This window comes from Sphingomonas sp. (genome assembly GCF_017304635.1).
Classification (GTDB): domain Bacteria; phylum Pseudomonadota; class Alphaproteobacteria; order Sphingomonadales; family Sphingomonadaceae; genus Sphingomonas.
Window position 1 is genome coordinate 1,363,861 of the sequence record NZ_JAFKMA010000001.1, and the last position, 18,012, is coordinate 1,381,872.

General features: G+C 69.2%; 23 protein-coding genes. 17 read left to right on the forward strand and 6 right to left on the reverse strand.

Annotated elements, in window-relative coordinates; all coding sequences use genetic code 11:
• Positions 1-25 precede the first annotated feature (25 nt).
• From crcB to J0I47_RS06785, 5 genes are all read left to right on the forward strand, one after another.
• Positions 26-397: a fluoride efflux transporter CrcB gene (gene crcB / locus J0I47_RS06765; protein ID WP_294045754.1), complete on the forward strand. Its 372-nt coding sequence runs from the start codon at positions 26-28 to the stop codon at positions 395-397.
• Positions 394-1,557 (forward strand): RluA family pseudouridine synthase, encoded by a 1,164-nt coding sequence (locus J0I47_RS06770; protein ID WP_294045755.1) that lies wholly within the window; start codon positions 394-396, stop codon positions 1,555-1,557. Before crcB ends, J0I47_RS06770 begins: the two co-directional genes overlap by 4 nt.
• 115 nt (positions 1,558-1,672) lie before the next feature.
• Positions 1,673-2,272 (forward strand): FMN-binding negative transcriptional regulator, encoded by a 600-nt coding sequence (locus tag J0I47_RS06775; protein WP_294045756.1) that lies wholly within the window; start codon positions 1,673-1,675, stop codon positions 2,270-2,272.
• A 247-nt stretch (positions 2,273-2,519) separates the two neighbouring features.
• Positions 2,520-2,771 carry a hypothetical protein gene (locus J0I47_RS06780; protein WP_294045757.1) on the forward strand — a complete coding sequence of 84 codons (252 nt, stop codon included), beginning with the start codon at positions 2,520-2,522 and terminating at the stop codon, positions 2,769-2,771.
• Positions 2,768-3,448 carry an ATP12 family protein gene (locus J0I47_RS06785; protein WP_294045758.1) on the forward strand — a complete coding sequence of 227 codons (681 nt, stop codon included), beginning with the start codon at positions 2,768-2,770 and terminating at the stop codon, positions 3,446-3,448. Before J0I47_RS06780 ends, J0I47_RS06785 begins: the two co-directional genes overlap by 4 nt.
• A gap of 7 nt (positions 3,449-3,455) precedes the next feature.
• Here the strand turns inward: J0I47_RS06785 and gmk are convergent, their stop codons facing one another.
• From gmk to J0I47_RS06805, 4 genes are all read right to left on the reverse strand, one after another.
• A complete protein-coding gene (gmk, locus tag J0I47_RS06790) occupies positions 3,456-4,112 on the reverse strand; it encodes a guanylate kinase (protein WP_294045759.1) in 657 nt (218 codons plus the stop codon).
• A gap of 31 nt (positions 4,113-4,143) precedes the next feature.
• On the reverse strand, positions 4,144-4,344 hold the full coding sequence (locus tag J0I47_RS06795; RefSeq protein ID WP_294045760.1) for a hypothetical protein: 201 nt from the start codon (positions 4,342-4,344) through the stop codon (positions 4,144-4,146).
• 102 nt (positions 4,345-4,446) lie between these two features.
• A complete protein-coding gene (gene fumC, locus J0I47_RS06800) occupies positions 4,447-5,841 on the reverse strand; it encodes a class II fumarate hydratase (RefSeq protein WP_294045761.1) in 1,395 nt (464 codons plus the stop codon).
• A gap of 130 nt (positions 5,842-5,971) precedes the next feature.
• The gene (locus J0I47_RS06805; protein WP_294045762.1) at positions 5,972-6,448 is read right to left on the reverse strand and encodes a ClpXP protease specificity-enhancing factor SspB; all 477 of its coding nucleotides are present in this window, start codon (positions 6,446-6,448) and stop codon (positions 5,972-5,974) included.
• A 69-nt stretch (positions 6,449-6,517) separates the two neighbouring features.
• On the opposite strand from J0I47_RS06805, the gene hisB reads away from it, so the two are divergent.
• The 8 genes from hisB to J0I47_RS06845 all read left to right on the forward strand — a co-directional run bounded on the left by hisB (position 6,518) and on the right by J0I47_RS06845 (position 12,445).
• Complete coding sequence (hisB, locus tag J0I47_RS06810) at positions 6,518-7,105, forward strand: imidazoleglycerol-phosphate dehydratase HisB (protein ID WP_294045764.1); 588 nt, start codon at positions 6,518-6,520, stop codon at positions 7,103-7,105.
• 106 nt (positions 7,106-7,211) lie between these two features.
• Positions 7,212-7,829: an imidazole glycerol phosphate synthase subunit HisH gene (hisH, locus tag J0I47_RS06815; RefSeq protein WP_294045766.1), complete on the forward strand. Its 618-nt coding sequence runs from the start codon at positions 7,212-7,214 to the stop codon at positions 7,827-7,829.
• A 127-nt stretch (positions 7,830-7,956) separates the two neighbouring features.
• Entirely contained in the window at positions 7,957-8,706 is a 750-nt protein-coding gene (gene hisA, locus J0I47_RS06820; protein ID WP_294045767.1) for a 1-(5-phosphoribosyl)-5-[(5-phosphoribosylamino)methylideneamino]imidazole-4-carboxamide isomerase, read from the forward strand.
• Positions 8,707-8,854: 148 nt separating this feature from the next.
• A complete protein-coding gene (gene hisF, locus J0I47_RS06825; RefSeq protein WP_294045769.1) occupies positions 8,855-9,622 on the forward strand; it encodes an imidazole glycerol phosphate synthase subunit HisF in 768 nt (255 codons plus the stop codon).
• A gap of 104 nt (positions 9,623-9,726) precedes the next feature.
• Positions 9,727-9,927, forward strand: coding sequence for a hypothetical protein (locus tag J0I47_RS06830; protein ID WP_294045771.1), 201 nt, complete (start codon positions 9,727-9,729; stop codon positions 9,925-9,927).
• Positions 9,928-9,961: 34 nt separating this feature from the next.
• Positions 9,962-10,279, forward strand: coding sequence for a phosphoribosyl-ATP diphosphatase (locus J0I47_RS06835; protein WP_294045772.1), 318 nt, complete (start codon positions 9,962-9,964; stop codon positions 10,277-10,279).
• A 4-nt stretch (positions 10,280-10,283) separates the two neighbouring features.
• Positions 10,284-10,661 carry a histidine triad nucleotide-binding protein gene (locus J0I47_RS06840; RefSeq protein ID WP_294045773.1) on the forward strand — a complete coding sequence of 126 codons (378 nt, stop codon included), beginning with the start codon at positions 10,284-10,286 and terminating at the stop codon, positions 10,659-10,661.
• A 176-nt stretch (positions 10,662-10,837) separates the two neighbouring features.
• On the forward strand, positions 10,838-12,445 hold the full coding sequence (locus tag J0I47_RS06845; protein ID WP_294045775.1) for an amino acid permease: 1,608 nt from the start codon (positions 10,838-10,840) through the stop codon (positions 12,443-12,445).
• A 168-nt stretch (positions 12,446-12,613) separates the two neighbouring features.
• On the opposite strand, the gene J0I47_RS06850 is transcribed toward J0I47_RS06845, so the two are convergent.
• Complete coding sequence (locus J0I47_RS06850; protein ID WP_294045776.1) at positions 12,614-13,612, reverse strand: adenosine kinase; 999 nt, start codon at positions 13,610-13,612, stop codon at positions 12,614-12,616.
• A gap of 58 nt (positions 13,613-13,670) precedes the next feature.
• Between J0I47_RS06850 and J0I47_RS06855 the strand changes: the two genes are divergently transcribed.
• Together J0I47_RS06855 and J0I47_RS06860 are read left to right on the forward strand one after the other, a co-directional pair.
• A complete protein-coding gene (locus tag J0I47_RS06855; RefSeq protein WP_294045778.1) occupies positions 13,671-14,351 on the forward strand; it encodes an EI24 domain-containing protein in 681 nt (226 codons plus the stop codon).
• Positions 14,348-14,716, forward strand: a complete 369-nt coding sequence (locus J0I47_RS06860; RefSeq protein ID WP_294045780.1) for a hypothetical protein — start codon at positions 14,348-14,350, stop codon at positions 14,714-14,716. Before J0I47_RS06855 ends, J0I47_RS06860 begins: the two co-directional genes overlap by 4 nt.
• On the opposite strand, the gene queG is transcribed toward J0I47_RS06860, so the two are convergent.
• Positions 14,690-15,751, reverse strand: coding sequence for a tRNA epoxyqueuosine(34) reductase QueG (gene queG, locus J0I47_RS06865; RefSeq protein WP_294045781.1), 1,062 nt, complete (start codon positions 15,749-15,751; stop codon positions 14,690-14,692). The genes J0I47_RS06860 and queG overlap by 27 nt on opposite strands.
• Before the next feature lie 41 nt (positions 15,752-15,792).
• Between queG and J0I47_RS06870 the strand changes: the two genes are divergently transcribed.
• Together J0I47_RS06870 and J0I47_RS06875 are read left to right on the forward strand one after the other, a co-directional pair.
• Positions 15,793-16,734, forward strand: a complete 942-nt coding sequence (locus J0I47_RS06870; protein ID WP_294045783.1) for an ATP-binding cassette domain-containing protein — start codon at positions 15,793-15,795, stop codon at positions 16,732-16,734.
• Positions 16,734-17,963 carry an ABC transporter permease gene (locus J0I47_RS06875; RefSeq protein ID WP_294045785.1) on the forward strand — a complete coding sequence of 410 codons (1,230 nt, stop codon included), beginning with the start codon at positions 16,734-16,736 and terminating at the stop codon, positions 17,961-17,963. Before J0I47_RS06870 ends, J0I47_RS06875 begins: the two co-directional genes overlap by 1 nt.
• The last annotated feature ends 49 nt before the right edge of the window (positions 17,964-18,012 follow it).

Here is an 18,012-nt window from a genome sequence, read left to right on the forward strand (position 1 = left end):
GCCCCTTACCCGCTACAGCATCGCGATGTATTTCCTTCTCGTCATGGCCGGCGGCGCGGTGGGCAGCGCGGCGCGCTACGGCACCGGCGTGCTGGCGGGACGCTGGCTCGGCACCGTCTATCCATGGGGCACGCTGGCGGTGAACCTGATCGGCGGGTTCGGCATGGGCCTGCTCGCCGGCAGTCTCGCGCGCATGGGCAGCAGCGAGTCGACCCGCGTGCTGGTCGGGGTCGGGCTGCTCGGCGGGTTCACCACCTTCTCGGCCTTCTCGCTCGATGCCGTGACGATGATCGAGCGCGGGCAATGGGGCGTGGCGGTCGGCTACGCGCTGGTTTCGGTGATCGGGTCGGTGCTGGCGCTGTTCGGCGGGCTCTATCTGGTGCGGGGATTGGCATGAGCGACGTGCGCAGCTTCACCGTCGCGCCCGACGACGACGGCATCCGGCTCGACCGCTGGTTCAAGCGACACCTGCCCGACACCAGCTTCACGATCGTCGCCAAATGGGCGCGAACCGGGCAGTTGCGCGTCGATGGCGCGCGCGCGACCCCGGGTGACCGGCTGGTCGCGGGGCAGACGCTGCGCGTGCCCCCGCCCGAGCCGGTCCAGGCGACCGCCCGGCCCAAACGCGAACGCCCGCCGCTCAGCGACGACGAGATCGCCTTCGCGCGCGAACTAGTGATCCATCAGGACGCACAGGCGCTGGTGCTCAACAAGCCGCCCGGCCTCGCGACGCAGGGCGGGACCAAGACGACCGCCCATGTCGACGGCCTGCTCGACGCGCTGACGTTCGGGGCAGAAGGGCGGCCGAAGCTGGTCCATCGGCTCGACAAGGATACGTCGGGCGCGCTGTTGGTGGCGCGCACGAGCCGCGCCGCTGCCTTCTTCGCCAAGAGCTTTTCGGGGCGGAGCGCGAAGAAGACCTATTGGGCGATCGTCGTCGGCGTGCCGTCGATCGAGGACGGCATGATCGAGCTGCCGCTGGCGAAGCAGCCCGGCACCGGCGGCGAGAAGATGCATGTCGACGAGGCCGAGGGCCTGCCGTCGCGCAGCCGCTATCGCGTGATCGAGCGCGCCGGCAACCGCGCCGCCTGGGTCGAGCTGACCCCCTTTACCGGGCGCACGCACCAGCTGCGCGTGCACATGGCGGCGATCGGCCACCCGATCGTCGGCGATGGCAAATATGGCGGGCCGGCCGCGTTCCTGACCGGCGGGATCAGCCGCAAGATGCACCTCCATTCGCGGCGGATCGCGGTCGATCATCCCGATGGCGGGCATCTCGACGTGACCGCCGAACTGCCGACGCATTTCGCCGAGAGCCTGGCGAGCCTGGGGTTCGAGCCGATGCTCGGCGACCGCATGCCGCTCGACGCTCCCCCGCCCCCGACCAAGGCGGACCAGAAGGCGAAGGCCAGGGCGCATGCCAAGACCGTGCGCAAGGAGCGCAAGGGCGAGCGACGGAACCGGGGCGGTGCGGAGACGCCGCGGCGGGGTGCGAGCGGCACGCGCAAGCCTGCGGCCAGGAAGTCCGAACCGAAACCGTCGCCCAAGAAGCGGTGATGCCCGTCTCACTCTCCACTGTGCTCCTGCGAAAGCAGGAGCCTAGGACCAAGGACGGCATCGCTTGCGGCCCTGGGCTCCTGCCTGCGCAGGAGCACATGCTAGAAATGGCCTGATGCACCCCAACGCCACCTTCCGCTGGCAGGATCGCGAGGCGATGCGGGCGCTGGTCCGCGAGCTCGGGTTCGGCACCGTGTTCGCCGCGACGCCGGACGGTCCGCGTGTCGCGCACGTGCCCGTGGTGTGGCTGGACGACGACACGCTCGGGCTGCATCTTGCGCGCGGCAACGGGATCGTGCGGCATCTCGACGGCACGCCCGCCGTGTTCAGCGCGCTGGGACCGGACGGCTATATCAGCCCCGACTGGTACGGGCTCGGCCAGGATCAGGTGCCGACCTGGAACTATGTCGCCGTCGAGCTGGAGGGCATCATGCGGCGGATGGCGCAGGACGAGCTGGTTGCGCAGGTCGACCAACTCTCCGCCGAACAGGAAGCGCGGCTCGCACCGAAACTGGCCTGGACGCGCGACAAGATGGATGCCGGACTGTTCGCGAAGATGACGCAGGCGATCGTCGGCTTCCGGCTGGAGGTCACCGCCTGGCGCGGCACGCTCAAGCTCGGCCAGAACAAGCCGGAGGCCGCCCGCCTGTCCGCCGCCGATGGAGCGGAGGCGGCCGGCCGGCGCGGCATCGCGCATTGGATGCGGCGCGCTTAGGGACGGTCGGCGTTCGACGGCGCAACCCAAAAGGGCCGTCACCCCGGCCTTGTGCCGGGGTCCACCGGGAGGCTTTCTCCAGCGCCAGAGGCTCGAACGATACGCAAGCGTCCAAGTGGACCCCGGCACAAGGCCGGGGTGACGAAGCGTGGACGGATAGGTCGTCTCTGACTGGCTACATGTTGATCTGCCCGGATCTCCCCCCACCGGGCTGGCAATTCACCAACCGATCGCCGAAAGAGCGGACATGACCGATCCCACCCCCACGCAATCGCGCAACCGCTATTTCGCGATGGTCTTCTTCCGCCTGCTCGGCGCGGCGGGGGCGGTGTTTGGGATCATCCTGATCGGGCGCTACGATTACTGGCCGACCAAGATCCTGGGCACCGCGATCGTGCTGTCGGCGATATACATGGCCTATACCGTGCCGGCCGCGCTCGCGCATCGCTGGGCGACGCCGGGCAATCTGCGCACGCATCGCCGGCAGCCGAAGAAGTGAAACGCTTCTGGCAGGACGTGACGGTCGATGCGACCCGCGGCGTGCGGCTCGACGGCAAGCCGGTGCGCACGCCCGGTCGCCTGCCGCTGGTGCTGCCGACCGACGCGCTGGCCGAGGCGGTCGCCGACGAGTGGCGCGGCGTCGCGGACACGATCGATCCGCGCGCGATGCCGCTGACCGGCCTCGCCAACGCCGCGATCGAACGCGTCGCCGTCGACCCCGCTTTGTTCGCCGCCAACCTCGCCGCCTATGCCGAGAGCGACCTGCTCTGTTACCGCGCCGATTCGCCGCCCGATCTGGTCGCGCGGCAGAATGCGCAGTGGAACCCGCCGCTCGATTGGGCCGAGCGGCGCTACGACGTGCAGTTCGAGCTCGCGAGCGGGGTGATCCACCGGCCGCAGGCCGATGCGACGATCGAGCGGCTGGCGGTCGCGGTGGCGACGCGCGACGCGTTCACCCTCGCCGGACTGTCGCCAGTGGTGACGATCACCGGCTCGCTGGTGCTGGCGCTGGCGCTGGTCGAAGGTGTGATGGAAGCGGATGCCGTCTGGGCCGCCGCCAATCTCGACGAATTGTGGCAGGCCGAGCAATGGGGCGAGGACGATCTCGCCGCCGACGCCCGCGCCGCCAAACGCGCCGAGTTCGATGCGGCGGTGCGGTTCCTGGGGCTACTCTAACGTTCCGTTACATCTCCGGCAGGCGGCGGATGAAGCCGATCATGCCGCGCTGGCGCGAGCGCTTGAGCCGCTCGGCGGTCAGGATCGTCTGGACGCACTCGTAGCAATCGTCGAGGTCGTCGTTGACCAGGACATAGTCGTAGCCATCCCAGTGGCTGACTTCCGACAGGGCGCGATCCATCCGGCGGTCGATCACGTCCTGCGTGTCGGTCGCGCGCTTCTCCAGCCGCGCGCGCAGCGTCTTGAGCCCGGGCGGCAGGATGAACACGCGCACGACGTCGCCGCCGGCCAGCTGAAACAGCTGCTGCGCGCCCTGCCAGTCAATGTCGAACAGGATGTCGCGCCCATGCTCCAGATCCTTGAACACCGTCTCGCGCGGCGTGCCATAGCGCTGATCGAACACCCGCGCCCATTCGAGGAACTGGTCGTCCTCGACCATCTGGCGGAAGGTCTGGGTATCGACGAAGTGATAGTCGCGCCCGTCGACCTCGCCCTCGCGGATCGGCCGCGTGGTGTAGGACACCGACATCTTCAGCCGGTTGCGCTCTTCCTTGAGCAAGCGGTTCGCGATGGTCGATTTGCCGGCGCCCGACGGCGACGACAGCACGAACATCAGCCCGCGACGCTTGAAACTCTTGGGTTGCGACGATCGATGGTCGGCCATGCGCGCCTTTGGCGTGGCCGGTCACCCCCCGTCAAGCCGTGGGCGCCACGCTCCGCCCGCCGGTCAGCCGGTTATAGACGTAATAGCTGGTGCCGACGATGACCGCGGCGGGGATGATCGTCTTCGCGGCCTTCCACGTCAGCACCCCGACGATCGCGCCGAGCGTCCCGCCCTCACCGTCCGATTCGTCGATATGCTTGCCGATGGCGGCGGCGATGAGGTCTCCGATCATGCTGACATTCCCTTTGTCGGTTCGCGCGAGACAGCGCGGGGGACGGGGAAAGGTTCCCCTCGGCGGTCGTCATCCCCGCGAAAGCGGGGATGACGTTCCTCGTCAGCGACCGATCATCGCTTCCGGCCGGACGACACGATCGAACGTCGCTTCGTCGACCAGGCCGAGCGCCAGACCCGCTTCCTTCAGCGTCAGGCCGTGCTTGTGCGCATGCTTGGCGATCTTCGCAGCATTGTCGTAGCCGATCTCGGGCGCGAGCGCGGTCACCAGCATCAGCGAGCGGTCGACCAGCTCGGCGATTCGCCGCCGGTCCGGCTCGAGCCCCTCGACGCAACGCTCGGCAAACGATTCCATCGCGACGCTCAGCAGGTCGATCGAGCGCAGCACGTTCGCGCCGATCAGCGGCTTGAACACGTTGAGCTCGAGATGCCCCTGCATCCCGCCGACCGTCACCGCCTGGTGGTTGCCGATCACCTGGCCCGCGACCATCGTCAGCATCTCGCACTGCGTCGGATTGACCTTGCCCGGCATGATCGAGCTGCCCGGTTCGTTGGCGGGGAGCGCCAGCTCGCCGATCCCCGAGCGCGGACCCGAACCGAGCAGGCGGATGTCGTTGGCGATCTTGGTCAGCGCGACCGCTAGGCTGTTGAGCCGGCCCGAGAAGTCCACCAGCGTGTCGTTGGACGCCAGCGCCTCGAACTTGTTGGGCGCGGTTTCGAACGCGAAGCCGGTCAGCGTGCTGATCTCGGCGGCGAAGTCCTCGGCGAACCCGGCCGGCGCGTTCAGGCCGGTGCCCACCGCGGTGCCGCCCTGCGCCAGCTTCGACAGCGCGTGGATCACGAACGGCTCGGTCCGCGTGCGCGCCAGCTTCAACTGCGCGTAGTAGCCGGAGAATTCCTGCCCCAGCGTTAGCGGCGTCGCATCCTGCAAATGCGTGCGGCCGATCTTGACGATGTCGTCCCACGCCTTCGCCTTGGCGAGCAACGCGTCCGCCAGCCGGTCGAGCGCCGGCAGCAACCGCCGCGTCGCCGCCAGCGCGGTCGCGACATGCAGCGCGGTTGGGAAACTGTCGTTGGACGACTGGCTCATGTTGACGTCGTCGTTCGGGTGGACCGGCGTCTTGCCGCCGCGCGTGCCGGTCAGCATCTCGTTGGCGCGGCCGGCGATGACCTCGTTGACGTTCATGTTCGACTGCGTGCCGGAGCCGGTCTGCCAGATCACGAGCGGGAATTGATCGTCGAGCTTGCCCGCCACCACCTCGGCGGCGGCGGCTTCGATCGTGTCGGCCTTGTCGGCGGCCAGGCCATGGCGGCGGTTCACCCGCGCCGCCGCCTGCTTCACCAGTGCCAGCGCATGGACGATCGCGATCGGCATCCGCTCGGTCGGCCCGAACGGGAAATTCTCGATCGATCGCTGGGTCTGCGCGCCCCAATAAGCGGCGGCGGGCACCGCGATCGCGCCGATCGAATCGGTTTCGGTGCGGGTTTGCTGAGTCATGCCGGTTAGATGGGGGCGGCCGTCACGGGAGTAAATCCCGTGACGTCGAACGCGGCTCCGCCGCGTCGGCCGGCCGTTCGCGTTACTGACGCAACCGCCGCCTAGCTGACGCTACGCGGCTCGCTCCGGCCTACTTCTTCCGCTTAAAGTCCACACTGACGACGTTCGACCCGTCATCGACTCGCTCGACCGCGTCGTTCTCCGCCTCGTCATGCGGCTCTGGCCCCTCGGGCTCTTCCTGCGCCTGGAAGCGCAGTTCGAAATTCACCGCGGGATCGTGGAACCCGGTGATCGCCGAATAGGGGATGTCGAGCTTCGACGGCACCTGGTTGAAGCTCAGCCCGACCGAGAACCGCTCGTCGTCGACGGTCAGGTCCCAGAACCGGTTCTGGAGCACGATCGTCATCTCGTCGGGAAACCGCTCGATCAGCCGCTGCGGGATGTCGACGCCGGGCGCCTGGGTCTTGAAGGTGATGTAGAAATGATGCTCGCCGGGCAGACCGCCGCCGGTCGCCACCGACCCCAGCACGCGCCCGACGACGGCGCGCAGCGCCTCCTGGACGATCTCGTCATACGGAATCAGGCTGTCGGGCAGCTGGTCGCTCATCGCGCTTGGGTAGCCGATGCGCCGGGCGGGTCAAGTTGCATGGTGAGCAACACACACTAAAGGGGCGCGATGCGCACCGCGACGATCAGCCGCTCGACCAGCGAGACCTCGGTCGAAGTCACCGTCAACCTGGACGGGACCGGCGCCTATGCCGTCACCACCGGCATCGGCTTCTTCGACCATATGCTCGAGCAGCTGTCGCGGCATTCGCTGATCGATCTCGACATTAAGACGGTCGGCGACCTGCACATCGACCAGCACCACACGGTCGAGGATACCGGGCTCGCGATCGGCGAGGCGATCGCGAAGGCGCTGGGCGAGAAGCGCGGCATCCGCCGCTATGCCGACGCGCTGTCGCCGATGGACGAGACGCTGACGCGAGTCGCGCTCGACATTTCGGGGCGGCCGTATCTGGTGTGGAAGACCGAGTTCAGCCAGAAACGCCTCGGCGAGATGGACACCGAGATGTTCGAGCATTTCTTCCACTCGTTCGCGCAGACCGCCGGCATCACGCTGCACATCGAGACGCTGTACGGCAGCAACAATCATCACATCGCCGAGGCTGCGTTCAAGGGGCTGGCGCGGGCGTTGCGCGAGGCGGTCGAGATCGACCCGCGCAAGGCGGGAGTGATCCCGAGCACGAAGGGGACGTTGTGAGTCTCTCCCCTCCCGCTTGCGGGAGGGGCCGGGGGTGGGCCTATATATGGCTCCACCCCCTGTGGCCCTGCCCACCCCTAACCCCTCCCGCAAGCGGGAGGGGAATTTGACCCTCGCCCTCATCGATTACGGCGCCGGCAACCTCCATTCGGTCGCGAATGCGCTGAAGGCGGCGGGCGGGCGGGACATCGCCGTCACCGCCGACCCGGTCGTCGTCGCGAAGGCCGACCGCATCGTCCTGCCCGGCGTCGGCGCGTTCGGGGCGTGCGCCGCCGCCTTGCGCGCGGTCGACGGCATGGTCGATGCGATCGAGCAACGCGTGCGGCGCGAGGGCGCACCGTTCCTCGGCATCTGCGTCGGGATGCAGTTGATGGCGGACGCTGGCGAGGAGCTGGGCGAGCATCCCGGCCTCGGCTGGATTCCCGGCCGGGTCCGCCTGCTGACGCCGGACGACCCGAGCGCCAAGGTGCCGCACATGGGCTGGAACGACGTCCGCCCGACCGTGCCGCATCCGCTGATCGTGGCCGGCGAGGCGTACTTCCTCCATTCCTACGCGTTTGAATCGAATGGCTCGGGTGCCGACGTCGTCGCCACCACCGACCATGCCGGCCCGGTCGTCGCCGCGATCGCGCGCGACAATCTGGCCGGCGTCCAGTTCCACCCCGAAAAGAGCCAGGGCTACGGCCTCGCGCTGCTCGAAAGGTTCCTGACATGGCGACCCTGACAATCCTCCCCGGCACGGGGAGGTGGCGCGGAGCGCCGGAGGGGGTTCGCCTCTTCGGACATCGCCCGGAGCCAGCCCCCTCCACCGGCCTGCGGCCGGTCCCCCTCCCCGTGCCGGGGAGAATTTGATGACCCTGATCGTCTTCCCCGCGATCGACCTGAAGGGCGGGAACGTCGTTCGGCTGGCCGAGGGCGATATGGATCGCGCGACGGTCTATGGCGACGATCCGGTCGCGCAGGCGATGGCGTTCGCCGACGCCGGCGCGCAGCACCTCCACATGGTCGATCTCGACGGCGCGTTCGCCGGGCAGTCGGTCAATGGCGAGGTCGTGCGCGCCGTCGTCACGGCCTTTCCCGGCCACGTCCAGCTGGGCGGCGGTATCCGCGACCGCGCCGCGATCGAGGGCTGGTTCGACGCCGGCGTCGCGCGGCTGGTGATCGGCACCGCCGCGCTCGAGAACCCGGACCTGGTGCGCGACGCGGCGCGCGACTTTCCCGGCGGCATCGTCGTCGCGGTCGATGCGAAGGACGGCATGGTCGCGACGCGCGGCTGGGCCGAAATGTCCGACGTCGCGGTCACCGACATGGCGCGGCGGTTCGAGGATGCCGGAGTCGCGGCGTTGCTGTTTACCGATGTCGGGCGCGACGGGTTGCTGAAAGGGTGCAACGTCCAGGCGACGGTCGACCTCGCGCGCAGCGTCGATATCCCGGTGATCGCGAGCGGTGGGGTCAGCGGGATCGGCGATATCCACGTCCTGGCGCTGCATGCGCGCGCCAATGAATCCAAAGGGGGCGTGGAAGGCGTCATCACCGGTCGCGCGCTGTACGACGGCCGCCTCGACCTCGCGACCGCGCTCGCCGTGGCGGCGGGGGCGTGAGCATCCCCTCTCCCCGTGGGAGAGGGAGGGGCCCGCTCGGCGCAGCCGAGCGGGAGGGTGAGGGTGACGGCGGCCTTCTTTATCCGAACAGACCCTCACCCTTCCGTCGCTTCGCTCCTCCCTCCCTCTCCCGTCGGGAGAGGGACATATGACCGTCCGCGCGCGAGTCATTCCCTGCCTCGACGTGGCGAACGGCCGCGTGGTGAAGGGCGTCAACTTCGTGAACTTGCGCGATGCCGGCGATCCGGTCGAACAGGCGCAGGCCTATGACGCCGCCGGCGCGGACGAGCTCTGTTTCCTCGACATCACCGCCAGCCACGAGGCGCGCGGCACGATCCTCGACGTGGTGCGACGGACGGCGGAAGTGTGCTTCATGCCGCTGACGGTTGGCGGCGGGGTGCGCTCGGTCGCGGATGCGCGGGCGCTGCTGCTGGCCGGCGCCGACAAGGTCGCGGTCAATTCGGCGGCGGTGGCGCGTCCGGAGCTCGTCGGCGAACTGGCCGAGCGGTTCGGCAGCCAGTGCGTCGTCGCCTCGGTCGATGCGCGGCGGGTCGAGAGCGGCTGGGAAGTGTTCACGCATGGCGGGCGCAAGCCGACGGGCATCGACGCAGTCGCGCATGCCGTCCGGCTCGCCGAACTCGGGGCGGGCGAACTGCTCGTCACTAGCATGGACCGCGACGGCACGCGCGGCGGCTACGACCTCGACCTCATCCGGACGATCGCCGACCAGGTGAGCGTGCCGGTGGTGGCGTCGGGCGGGGTCGGCGGGCTCGACGATCTGGTCGCCGGCATCCGCGACGGCCATGCCAGCGCCGTGCTCGCCGCAAGCATCTTCCACTTCGGCGAGGCGAGCATCGCCGACGCGCATCGTGCGCTGACGGCGGCGGGGATACCGGTTCGCACGCCCCTTCAGTAATCGTCGCCCCGGACTTGATCCGGGTCCCTTTGCTTGCGGCCCGGCAAATGCCGGATCACGGCCAGCATGACGAAGTTTTAAGTGCCGGCTGATAGACGTCGGGCATGCGGCTCGCCCTGCCCTTCCTGCTGCTCACCGCGCCTGCCTTCGCGCAGGCGCCACCGCACAGCGGCGTGATCCACACGCGCAGCATGCCCGAACTGTCCGATATCGCGCTGTTCGCGATGGCCGTCGCGGGCGTGTGGCTGGCGCGCCGCGCCCTGCGCAAGCGGTTCGATCGCACCGTCGACACGCCGAAGGATTGACGCGAGCGGCGCCGGCGGGCAGCGCTGCCCGACCATGGCCGACGATCCGCTCACCGCGCTCGATGCGCTGATCCGCTCCCGCCGCGGCGCCGATGCCGCGAGTTCCTACACCGCCAGCCTGTTCGCCAAGGGCCGCGCCAAGATCGCGCAGAAGGTCGGCGAGGAAGCGACCGAGACGGTCATCGCCGCGATGGGCGACGACAGGCGCGCGCTGACCGGCGAGGCGGCCGACCTGGTCTATCACCTGCTCGTCCTGCTCGCCGATGCCGGACTCGGGCTCGACGACGTCCGCGCCGAACTGGCGCGGCGGACCGGGCAATCGGGCCTCGCCGAAAAAGCCGGCCGGAGCTGACCCGATGCCGATCGACGCCACTCGTCCGTACGACGACCAGAACATCTTCGCGAAGATCCTGCGCGGCGAGATCCCGTCGCGGCGGGTGTACGAGGACGAGTGGGCGATCGCGTTCCACGACATCGCGCCGTGCGCGCCGACGCACATCCTGGTGATCCCGACCGGGGCGTACGTGTCGTGGGACGATTTCAGCGCGCGCGGGTCGGCCGAGGAGATCGCCGGCTTCGTCCGCGCGATCGGCACGGTGGCTCGCGACCTCGGCCTCGTCGCGCCCGGCTATCGCCTGCTCGCCAATATCGGCCCGGACAGCGGGCAGGAAGTGCCGCACCTCCACGTCCACCTGTTCGGCGGCAAGCCGCTGGGGCCGATGCTCGCGCGCTAGTCTGTCGCGGTGTCGGCCCGCTCCCCCACCCGACCGCCCATAAAGTACGATGTCTGGGCGGTCGGGTGGGGGAGCGGGCCGGCACCGCGCACTTAAACGCAATAGGGATTGCGCGCCCTCGTTTTGCGTTTAGGCTCCGCCGCCAACATCAGAACAAAAGCTTGGGGTGGAGTTTCATGATTTTCGACCGCGTTAAACCGCTCGACGCGATCCTCGCGACGGCGGAGAAAAAGGGTCTTCACCGATCGCTCGGCGCGTTCCAGCTGACCATGCTGGGGATCGGCGCGGTGATCGGCACCGGTATCTTCGTGCTGACCTCCGAAGCCGCGCAGAAGGCCGGGCCGGGCATGCTGCTCAGCTTCGTCGTCGCCGGCTTCGTCTGCGGCGTCGCGGCGCTGTGCTATTCCGAACTGGCGTCGATGGTGCCGGTATCGGGCTCCGCCTACACCTACACCTATGCGGTCAACGGCGAGTTGCTCGCCTGGATGGTCGGCTGGGCGCTGATCCTGGAATATGCAGTCGGCGCCAGCGCGGTCGCGGTCGGCTGGTCGAACTTCGTCGTCGGGCGATTGACCGCCGCCGGAATCCACATCCCGCATGCGCTCAGCAACGCCGACGCGCTGATGGCGCACATGTACGTCGCGTTCGGCACGCCGATGAGCGCGGACCTGCAAAAGGCGATGGACGTCGGCGGGTGGATCAACGTGCCCGCGATCATCATCGCCGGCTTCGTCACCTGGCTGCTGGTGATCGGCACGACCGAGAGCGCGCGCGTCAACGCGATCCTGGTCGCGGTGAAGATCGCCGCGCTGACCGCGTTCATCGCGCTGACGCTGCCGGCGCTGAACGCCACCCACTTCGGGTCGCCGACCGAGCCGTTCATGCCGACCGGGACGACCGGCGTGCTGGGCGCCGCCGCCTCGATCTTCTTCGCCTATGTCGGGTTCGACGCGGTGTCGACCGCGGCGGAGGAAACCAAGAATCCGCAGCGCAACGTGCCGATCGGGCTGATCGGATCGCTCGGCATCTGCACCATCTTCTACCTGCTGGTCGCGACCGGCGCGATCGGCGCGATCGGCGCGCAGCCGGTGATGGACGCCGCCGGCCACGTGCTGTCGCCGGGATCGCCCGAGCTGGCGGGCCGCTGCGCCTCGATCGTCGCGTCGGGCGCGACCGAACCGCTGGTCTGCTCGAAGGAAGCGTTGGTCCATGTGCTACAGGTCGTGAACCATCCGCTGGTCGGCTGGCTGGTCGGGCTGGCGGCGGTGATCGCGCTGCCGTCGGTCGTGCTGATGATGATGTTCGGCCAGACTCGCGTGTTCTTCACGATGGCGCGCGACGGCCTGTTGCCGGAGAAGCTGGCGTCGGTGCACCCGAAGTACCGCACGCCGCATGTCGTCACGATCGTGACGGGCATCGCGGCGGCGTTCGCCGCGGCCGTGCTGCCGGTCGGCAAGCTGGCCGACTATTCGAACTCGGGCACGCTGTTCGCGTTCTTCATGGTCGCGGTGTCGGTGATGGTGCTGCGCGTGCGCGACCCCAACCGGACGCGCCCGTTCAAGACGCCGGCGGTGTGGGTCATCGCGCCGCTGTCGATGATCGGCTGCATCGGGCTGTACGTCTCGCTGCCGCTGACCGCGATCCTGGTCCTGCCGGGCTGGGGCGCGATCGGGCTGCTGATCTACTTCTTCTACAGCCGCAGCCGCAGCCATGTCGGCCGCGGGATCGTCGATGTGGTGGACGATCCGTCGATGCAGCCGGAGATTGCCAAGCCGCTGAAGTAAGCGGGGACGGCGAGACATAAGAAAAGGCCGGGGAGCGATCCCCGGCTTTTTTGCTTTCTAGCCCCTCCCCTTCAGGGGAGGGGTAGGGGGTGGGGGATGCCTCGCAGAGCGTATCGCCCGGAACTGCCCCACCCCAACCCCTCCCCTTCAGGGGGGGGCTACTGAACGTCACCCCAGCTTTGCTGCGACCAGCGCCTTGATGTCCGCCACCGGACGCGGGCCGATGTGGCTGATGCACTCGGCCGCGCAGATCGCGCCCATCCGCAGGCTCGTCGCAAGGTCGCGGCCCTGCGCCTGGCCGGCCAGAAAGCCCGCCGCGAACAGGTCGCCCGCGCCCGTCGTGTCGACCACCGCATCGACCGGCTCGGCCGGCACGCGCGCATGCTCGTCGCCCTTGTGCGCCTCCGCCCCCGCCGCGCCGTGCGTGCAGACGAGCGTCGGCACCCGCGCCGCCAGCGCCGTCACCGCGTGGCCGATATCGTCGCTCTGCATCATCGAGCGGACCTCGACGTCATTGGCGAACAGAATGTCGATCTGCCCGGCGTCGAGCAGTTCGAGGAAAGCGTCGCGATGCCCTTCGACCACGAACGCGTCGGACAGGGTCAGCGCGACCTTGCGGCCGGCGTCGCGCGCGATGCCGATCGCGCGCTTCATCGCGTCGCGCGACTGGTCGGCGTTCCACAGATAGCCTTCGAGATAGAGGATACCGCCCGCCGCGATCGTCGCTTCGTCGACCGCATCCTCGGGCAGAAACTGCGCCGCGCCCAGGAACGTGTTCATCGTCCGCTGGCCATCGGGCGTGATGAGGATTAGGCAGCGACCGGTCGGTTCACCGCCGGTCGCGGGCGTCGTCGGGAAGTGGACGCCGAGCGCCTTCACGTCGTGCGCGAACACCGCGCCGAGCTGGTCGTCGGCGACCTGGCCGATGAAGCCGCACGGCTGGCCGAGCGCCGCCAGCCCCGCGATCGTGTTCGCAGCCGAACCGCCCGACACTTCGCGCCCCGGCCCCATCTTGGCATAGAGCGCGTCGGCCGCGGACGCGTCGAAGATCAGCTGCATGCCGCCCTTGGTCATGCCCTCGGCGGCGATGAAGTCGTCGGTCGATTGGGAGAGGATGTCGACGATCGCATTGCCGATCGCGACGACGTCGTAGGTGGGGCTGGTCAAGTCTTTGTCTCCGAATAGGTTGGCCGCGCCGTAATCGTGCCGCTACAGCGACGCAACGATGATCCGCGCCTTCTTCCTGTCGCTGGGCGATCTCGCCGATCCCGCGATCCTCAAGGTGTTCGCGCAGTCGCTGGCGCTGACCCTCGTCCTGTTCCTGGGGCTGGGCGCGGGCGGCTGGTTCGCGACGCGCTGGCTGGTGCTCGACCTGCTGAACTGGGGCGAGACCGCCGCGAACCTGGCGGCGATCAGCGGCTTCGTCGCGATGATCCTGTTCGGCTGGGTGCTGTTCCGCGCGATCGCTGTGGCGGTCGTCTGGCTGTTCGGCGACGCGATCGTGATCGCGGTCGAGCGGCGGCATTATCCAGCGGCGCTGGCGAGCGCGCGGCCGGTCGGGATGGCGCGCGGGCTGGCGATCGGCGTGCGGTCGGCGGCGCGTGCATTGCTGGTCAATATCGTGCTCGCGCCGCTCTATGTCGTGCTGCTGGTGACCGGGATCGGCACGCCGCTGTTGTTCTTCGCCGCCAATGGCTGGCTGCTCGGCGCCGATCTGGGCGAGATGGTCGCGGCGCGGCATCTCGATGGTCCCGATCTGCGCACGTGGCGTCGCGCGACGCGCTGGACGCGGTGGGATCTGGGCACGATGATCGCGGCATTGTTGAGCGTGCCGTTCGTCAATCTGGTCGCGCCGGTGCTCGGCGCGGCGATGGCGACGCATATGTTTCACGGGAGGCGGACATGAGGGCGGTGATGACGCTGGCGACGGCGGCGATGCTGGCGGGGTGCGGCGGCGAGACGGCGCGGCCGGTGAGCGCCGAATCGATGGCGGTGACGCGCGCGCCGGTCCCGAGCGGCGGAGTCGACCGGATGATGGGGCTCGACGCCGCGCAACTGACGCGCACGTTCGGCGTCCCCGCCGCCGACCTGCGCGAAGGGACTGCGCGCAAGCTGCAATTCCAGGGGCCGATCTGCGTGCTCGACGCGTATCTCTACCCCAAGGACGGGCGCGAGGCGGTGACGCATATCGACGCGCGCCAGCGCGACGGCAGCCCGATCGACCGCGCGAGCTGCGTCGCCGCGCTATCGCACCACGGCGCCGCCAAGTAGCCGGTCGAGCGCCCAGTCGGCGGCATCGCGCACCACCTCCGAGGCATCGCCAGTCAGTCGTTGCAGCGCCGGGATCAGGCCCATGTCGCCGCTGTTGCCCGCGGCATAAGCAGCGTTGCGCACCATGCGGTCGCGCCCGATCCGCTTGATCGGCGAGCCGGCGAACACCTGGCGGAACCCGGCATCGTCGAGCGCGAGCAGTTCGGCCAGCCGTGGCGCGACAAGCTCCGCACGCGGCAGGAACGCGCGGTTGGCGGCGGCGGCGCGGGCGAACTTGTTCCACGGGCACACCGCCAGGCAATCGTCGCAGCCGTAGAGGCGATTGCCGAGTGCCGCGCGGAACTCCAGCGGCACCGGCCCCTTATGCTCGATCGTCAGGTACGAGATGCAGCGGCGCGCATCGAGGCGATAGGGTGCGGGGAATGCATCGGTCGGGCACGCGCGCTGGCAGGCATCGCACGACCCGCAGCGGTCGCGGCCCGCTTGGTCCGGCGCCAGGTCGAGCGTCGTGTAGATCGCCCCCAGGAACAGCCAGCTGCCATGGTCGCGGCTGACCAGGTTGGTATGCTTGCCCTGCCACCCCAGCCCCGCCGCCTCGGCCAGCGGCTTCTCCATCACCGGCGCGGTGTCGACGAACACCTTGAGGTCCGACCCCGGCGCCTCGGCCACCAGCCAGCGCGCCAACGCCTTCAGCGCGCGCTTGACGACGTCGTGATAGTCGCCGCCCTGCGCATAGACGGAGATGCGCCCGCGCATCCCCTGCCCCGCCAGCGCCAGCGGGTCGCGGCCGGGCGCATAGCTCATGCCGAGCGCGATCACGCTCTTCACCTCGGGCCACAATCCGGCGGGCGCGGCGCGGTGGTGCGCGCGCTCCTCCATCCAGATCATCTCGCCATGCGCGTCATCGTCCAGCCATTGCCGCAGGCGTTCGCCGGTCAGCGGCGCGGCATCGGCGCGCGCGATGCCGACCGCCGCGAAACCGAGCCTTGACGCCTCGGCCTGCAACCGTGCTTCGAATGGCCTTTCGTGATCCACCCCGCCCCGCTACCACGGCTGCTCGGTTCGAGGGAGGTCACGTGTCGCAATCTCTGGCGGTCACCGCCGATGGGCTGGTCAAGCTGTTCGGTGGGCGGCGCGTGGTGGACGGGATCGACCTCGCCGTGCCCGGCGGCACGATCTACGGCGTGCTCGGCCCCAACGGCGCGGGCAAGACGACGACGCTGCGCATGCTGCTCGGCATCATAGAGTCGGACGAGGGCCGGCGCACCCTGCTCGGCCAGGCGCATCCGCGCGACGCGAGCGACCGCGTCGGCTACCTGCCCGAGGAGCGCGGGCTCTATCCGGCGATGAAGGCGCGCGAGGCGATCGCGTTCATGGGCGCGCTCCGCGGCCTGCCCTGGGGCACGGGGCGCAAGCGCGCGGTCGACCTGCTCGAGACCGCCGGGCTCGGCCACGCGGTCGACACCAAGATCCGCAAATTGTCGAAGGGGATGGCGCAGCTCGTCCAGTTGCTCGGCTCGGTGGTGCACCAGCCCGATCTGCTGGTACTCGACGAGCCGTTTTCGGGGCTCGATCCGGTCAACCAGGAGAATCTCGAACGGCTGATCCGTGCCGAACAGGCGCGCGGGGCGACCGTTCTGTTCTCGACGCACGTGATGGCGCATGCCGAACGGCTGTGCGACCGGCTGGCGATCATCGCCGGGGGCAAGCGGCGGTTCGAGGGCACCGTCGCCGACGCGCGCGGGCAATTGCCGATGCAGGCGCATTACACGCCGGAGCGCGACGATCCCGCGATCGCCGCCTTGCTCCCCGCCGACGCGCGCCACACCGGCCGTGAATGGATCTTCCCGGTCCCCGACGACGGGATCGAGGCCATGCTGCGCCGGATCACGCAATCGGGCTATGGCGTGACCGGCCTGTCGATCGAGCGGCCGGGCCTGCACGACGCCTTCGTCAAGATCGTCGGCGAAAAGGCCCTCGCCGAACACGAAGCGCGCCAGCTGGCGGAGACTGCGTGATGGCCGCCGGCAACTTCCGCCGTCACACGCGCCAGGCGCTGACGGTCGCCCGCCGCGACTTCATCGCGACGGTGTTCACCCCGACCTTCCTCATCTTCCTGCTGTCGCCGCTGCTAACGATCGCGTTCGGTGCGGCAGGCGGCCTCGGCGCATCGACCATGGCGCAGACCGCGATCGCGCGGAGCCGGCTGGTCGTCATCACCGCGCCCGAGCATCGCGCCGCGATCATGGCGATCGACGCGCAGTTCCGCCCGATCTTCGATCACGGCGACGCGCCGCCGCCGATCGAGTTCCGGACGCCCTCCGCCGACCCGGCCGCCGACGCCCACGCGCTGATCCGCAGCCGCTCGGGCGATATCGACGCCGTGCTGTACGGTCCGCTCGACCGGCCGCACATCCTCTACGGCAACCGCGCCGAGAGCGAGGCGAATTACCTCGCGGCACTCGCCGACCAGATGCTGCGTGCGGCCAGGCTCGGCTCCGACGCGCCGCTCAGCGCACCGGTCAAGGAACGCGTCCGGCAGACCCAAGTGACCGAAACCGGGCATAACCAGGCAGCGTTGTTCGCGGTCGTCGCGATCTTCATGCTGACTCTGTTCCTCGCCGGCCTGACGATCGGAACGATGGCGGAGGAGCGCAACAACAAGGTGATCGAAGTGCTCGCCGCCGCCGTCCCGCTCGAATCGGTGTTCGTCGGCAAGCTGCTCGGGATGTTCGGCGTGGCATTGGTGTTCGTCGGCTTCTGGGCGACCGTCGTGTCGCAAGTGACCAGCATCCTGCCCGCCAACCTCGCCGCCGGCCTGGCGACCGTCGCGCCGGCGGTCGGCAAGCCGACGTTCGCGCTGCTGTTCCTGATCTATTTCGTCATGTCCTATCTGCTGATCGGCGCGGCCTATCTGATCCTCGGCGCGCAAGCCTCGACCCAGCGCGAGTTGCAGATGATGTCGCTGCCGATGACGATCCTGCAGATGGCGATGGTCGGCATGGCGACCGCCGCCGCCGCCAACCCCGACGGCACGCTGGCATGGGTCGCCGAGATCTTCCCGTTCAGCTCCCCGATGGCGATGGCCGCGCGCGCCGCGAACGAGCCGACACTGTGGCCGCACGCGCTGGCGATCATGTGGCAATTGCTCTGGGTGTCGGTCGTCATCACGCTGGGCGCGCGCTGGTTCCGGCGGGGCGTGCTCAAATCGGGTGCTGGCCCCCGGCGCCGCAAGCGCACGGCGTAGCGCGGCTCTATTGACATAGCTGTCAATAACGGTTTCCCTTCCCCGAAAG

What these genes read in the sequence shown, in the direction of transcription:
- crcB (WP_294045754.1), top strand. Translation starts at nt 26, where the DNA reads ATGTATTTCCTTCTCGTCATGGCCGGCGGCGCGGTGGGCAGCGCGGCG.
- J0I47_RS06770 (WP_294045755.1), top strand. Translation starts at nt 394, where the DNA reads ATGAGCGACGTGCGCAGCTTCACCGTCGCGCCCGACGACGACGGCATC.
- J0I47_RS06775 (WP_294045756.1), top strand. Translation starts at nt 1,673, where the DNA reads ATGCACCCCAACGCCACCTTCCGCTGGCAGGATCGCGAGGCGATGCGG.
- J0I47_RS06780 (WP_294045757.1), top strand. Translation starts at nt 2,520, where the DNA reads ATGACCGATCCCACCCCCACGCAATCGCGCAACCGCTATTTCGCGATG.
- gmk (WP_294045759.1), bottom strand. Translation starts at nt 4,112, where the DNA reads ATGGCCGACCATCGATCGTCGCAACCCAAGAGTTTCAAGCGTCGCGGG.
- J0I47_RS06795 (WP_294045760.1), bottom strand. Translation starts at nt 4,344, where the DNA reads ATGATCGGAGACCTCATCGCCGCCGCCATCGGCAAGCATATCGACGAA.
- fumC (WP_294045761.1), bottom strand. Translation starts at nt 5,841, where the DNA reads ATGACTCAGCAAACCCGCACCGAAACCGATTCGATCGGCGCGATCGCG.
- J0I47_RS06805 (WP_294045762.1), bottom strand. Translation starts at nt 6,448, where the DNA reads ATGAGCGACCAGCTGCCCGACAGCCTGATTCCGTATGACGAGATCGTC.
- hisB (WP_294045764.1), top strand. Translation starts at nt 6,518, where the DNA reads ATGCGCACCGCGACGATCAGCCGCTCGACCAGCGAGACCTCGGTCGAA.
- hisA (WP_294045767.1), top strand. Translation starts at nt 7,957, where the DNA reads ATGACCCTGATCGTCTTCCCCGCGATCGACCTGAAGGGCGGGAACGTC.
- hisF (WP_294045769.1), top strand. Translation starts at nt 8,855, where the DNA reads ATGACCGTCCGCGCGCGAGTCATTCCCTGCCTCGACGTGGCGAACGGC.
- J0I47_RS06830 (WP_294045771.1), top strand. Translation starts at nt 9,727, where the DNA reads ATGCGGCTCGCCCTGCCCTTCCTGCTGCTCACCGCGCCTGCCTTCGCG.
- J0I47_RS06835 (WP_294045772.1), top strand. Translation starts at nt 9,962, where the DNA reads ATGGCCGACGATCCGCTCACCGCGCTCGATGCGCTGATCCGCTCCCGC.
- J0I47_RS06840 (WP_294045773.1), top strand. Translation starts at nt 10,284, where the DNA reads ATGCCGATCGACGCCACTCGTCCGTACGACGACCAGAACATCTTCGCG.
- J0I47_RS06845 (WP_294045775.1), top strand. Translation starts at nt 10,838, where the DNA reads ATGATTTTCGACCGCGTTAAACCGCTCGACGCGATCCTCGCGACGGCG.
- J0I47_RS06855 (WP_294045778.1), top strand. Translation starts at nt 13,671, where the DNA reads ATGATCCGCGCCTTCTTCCTGTCGCTGGGCGATCTCGCCGATCCCGCG.
- J0I47_RS06860 (WP_294045780.1), top strand. Translation starts at nt 14,348, where the DNA reads ATGAGGGCGGTGATGACGCTGGCGACGGCGGCGATGCTGGCGGGGTGC.
- J0I47_RS06875 (WP_294045785.1), top strand. Translation starts at nt 16,734, where the DNA reads ATGGCCGCCGGCAACTTCCGCCGTCACACGCGCCAGGCGCTGACGGTC.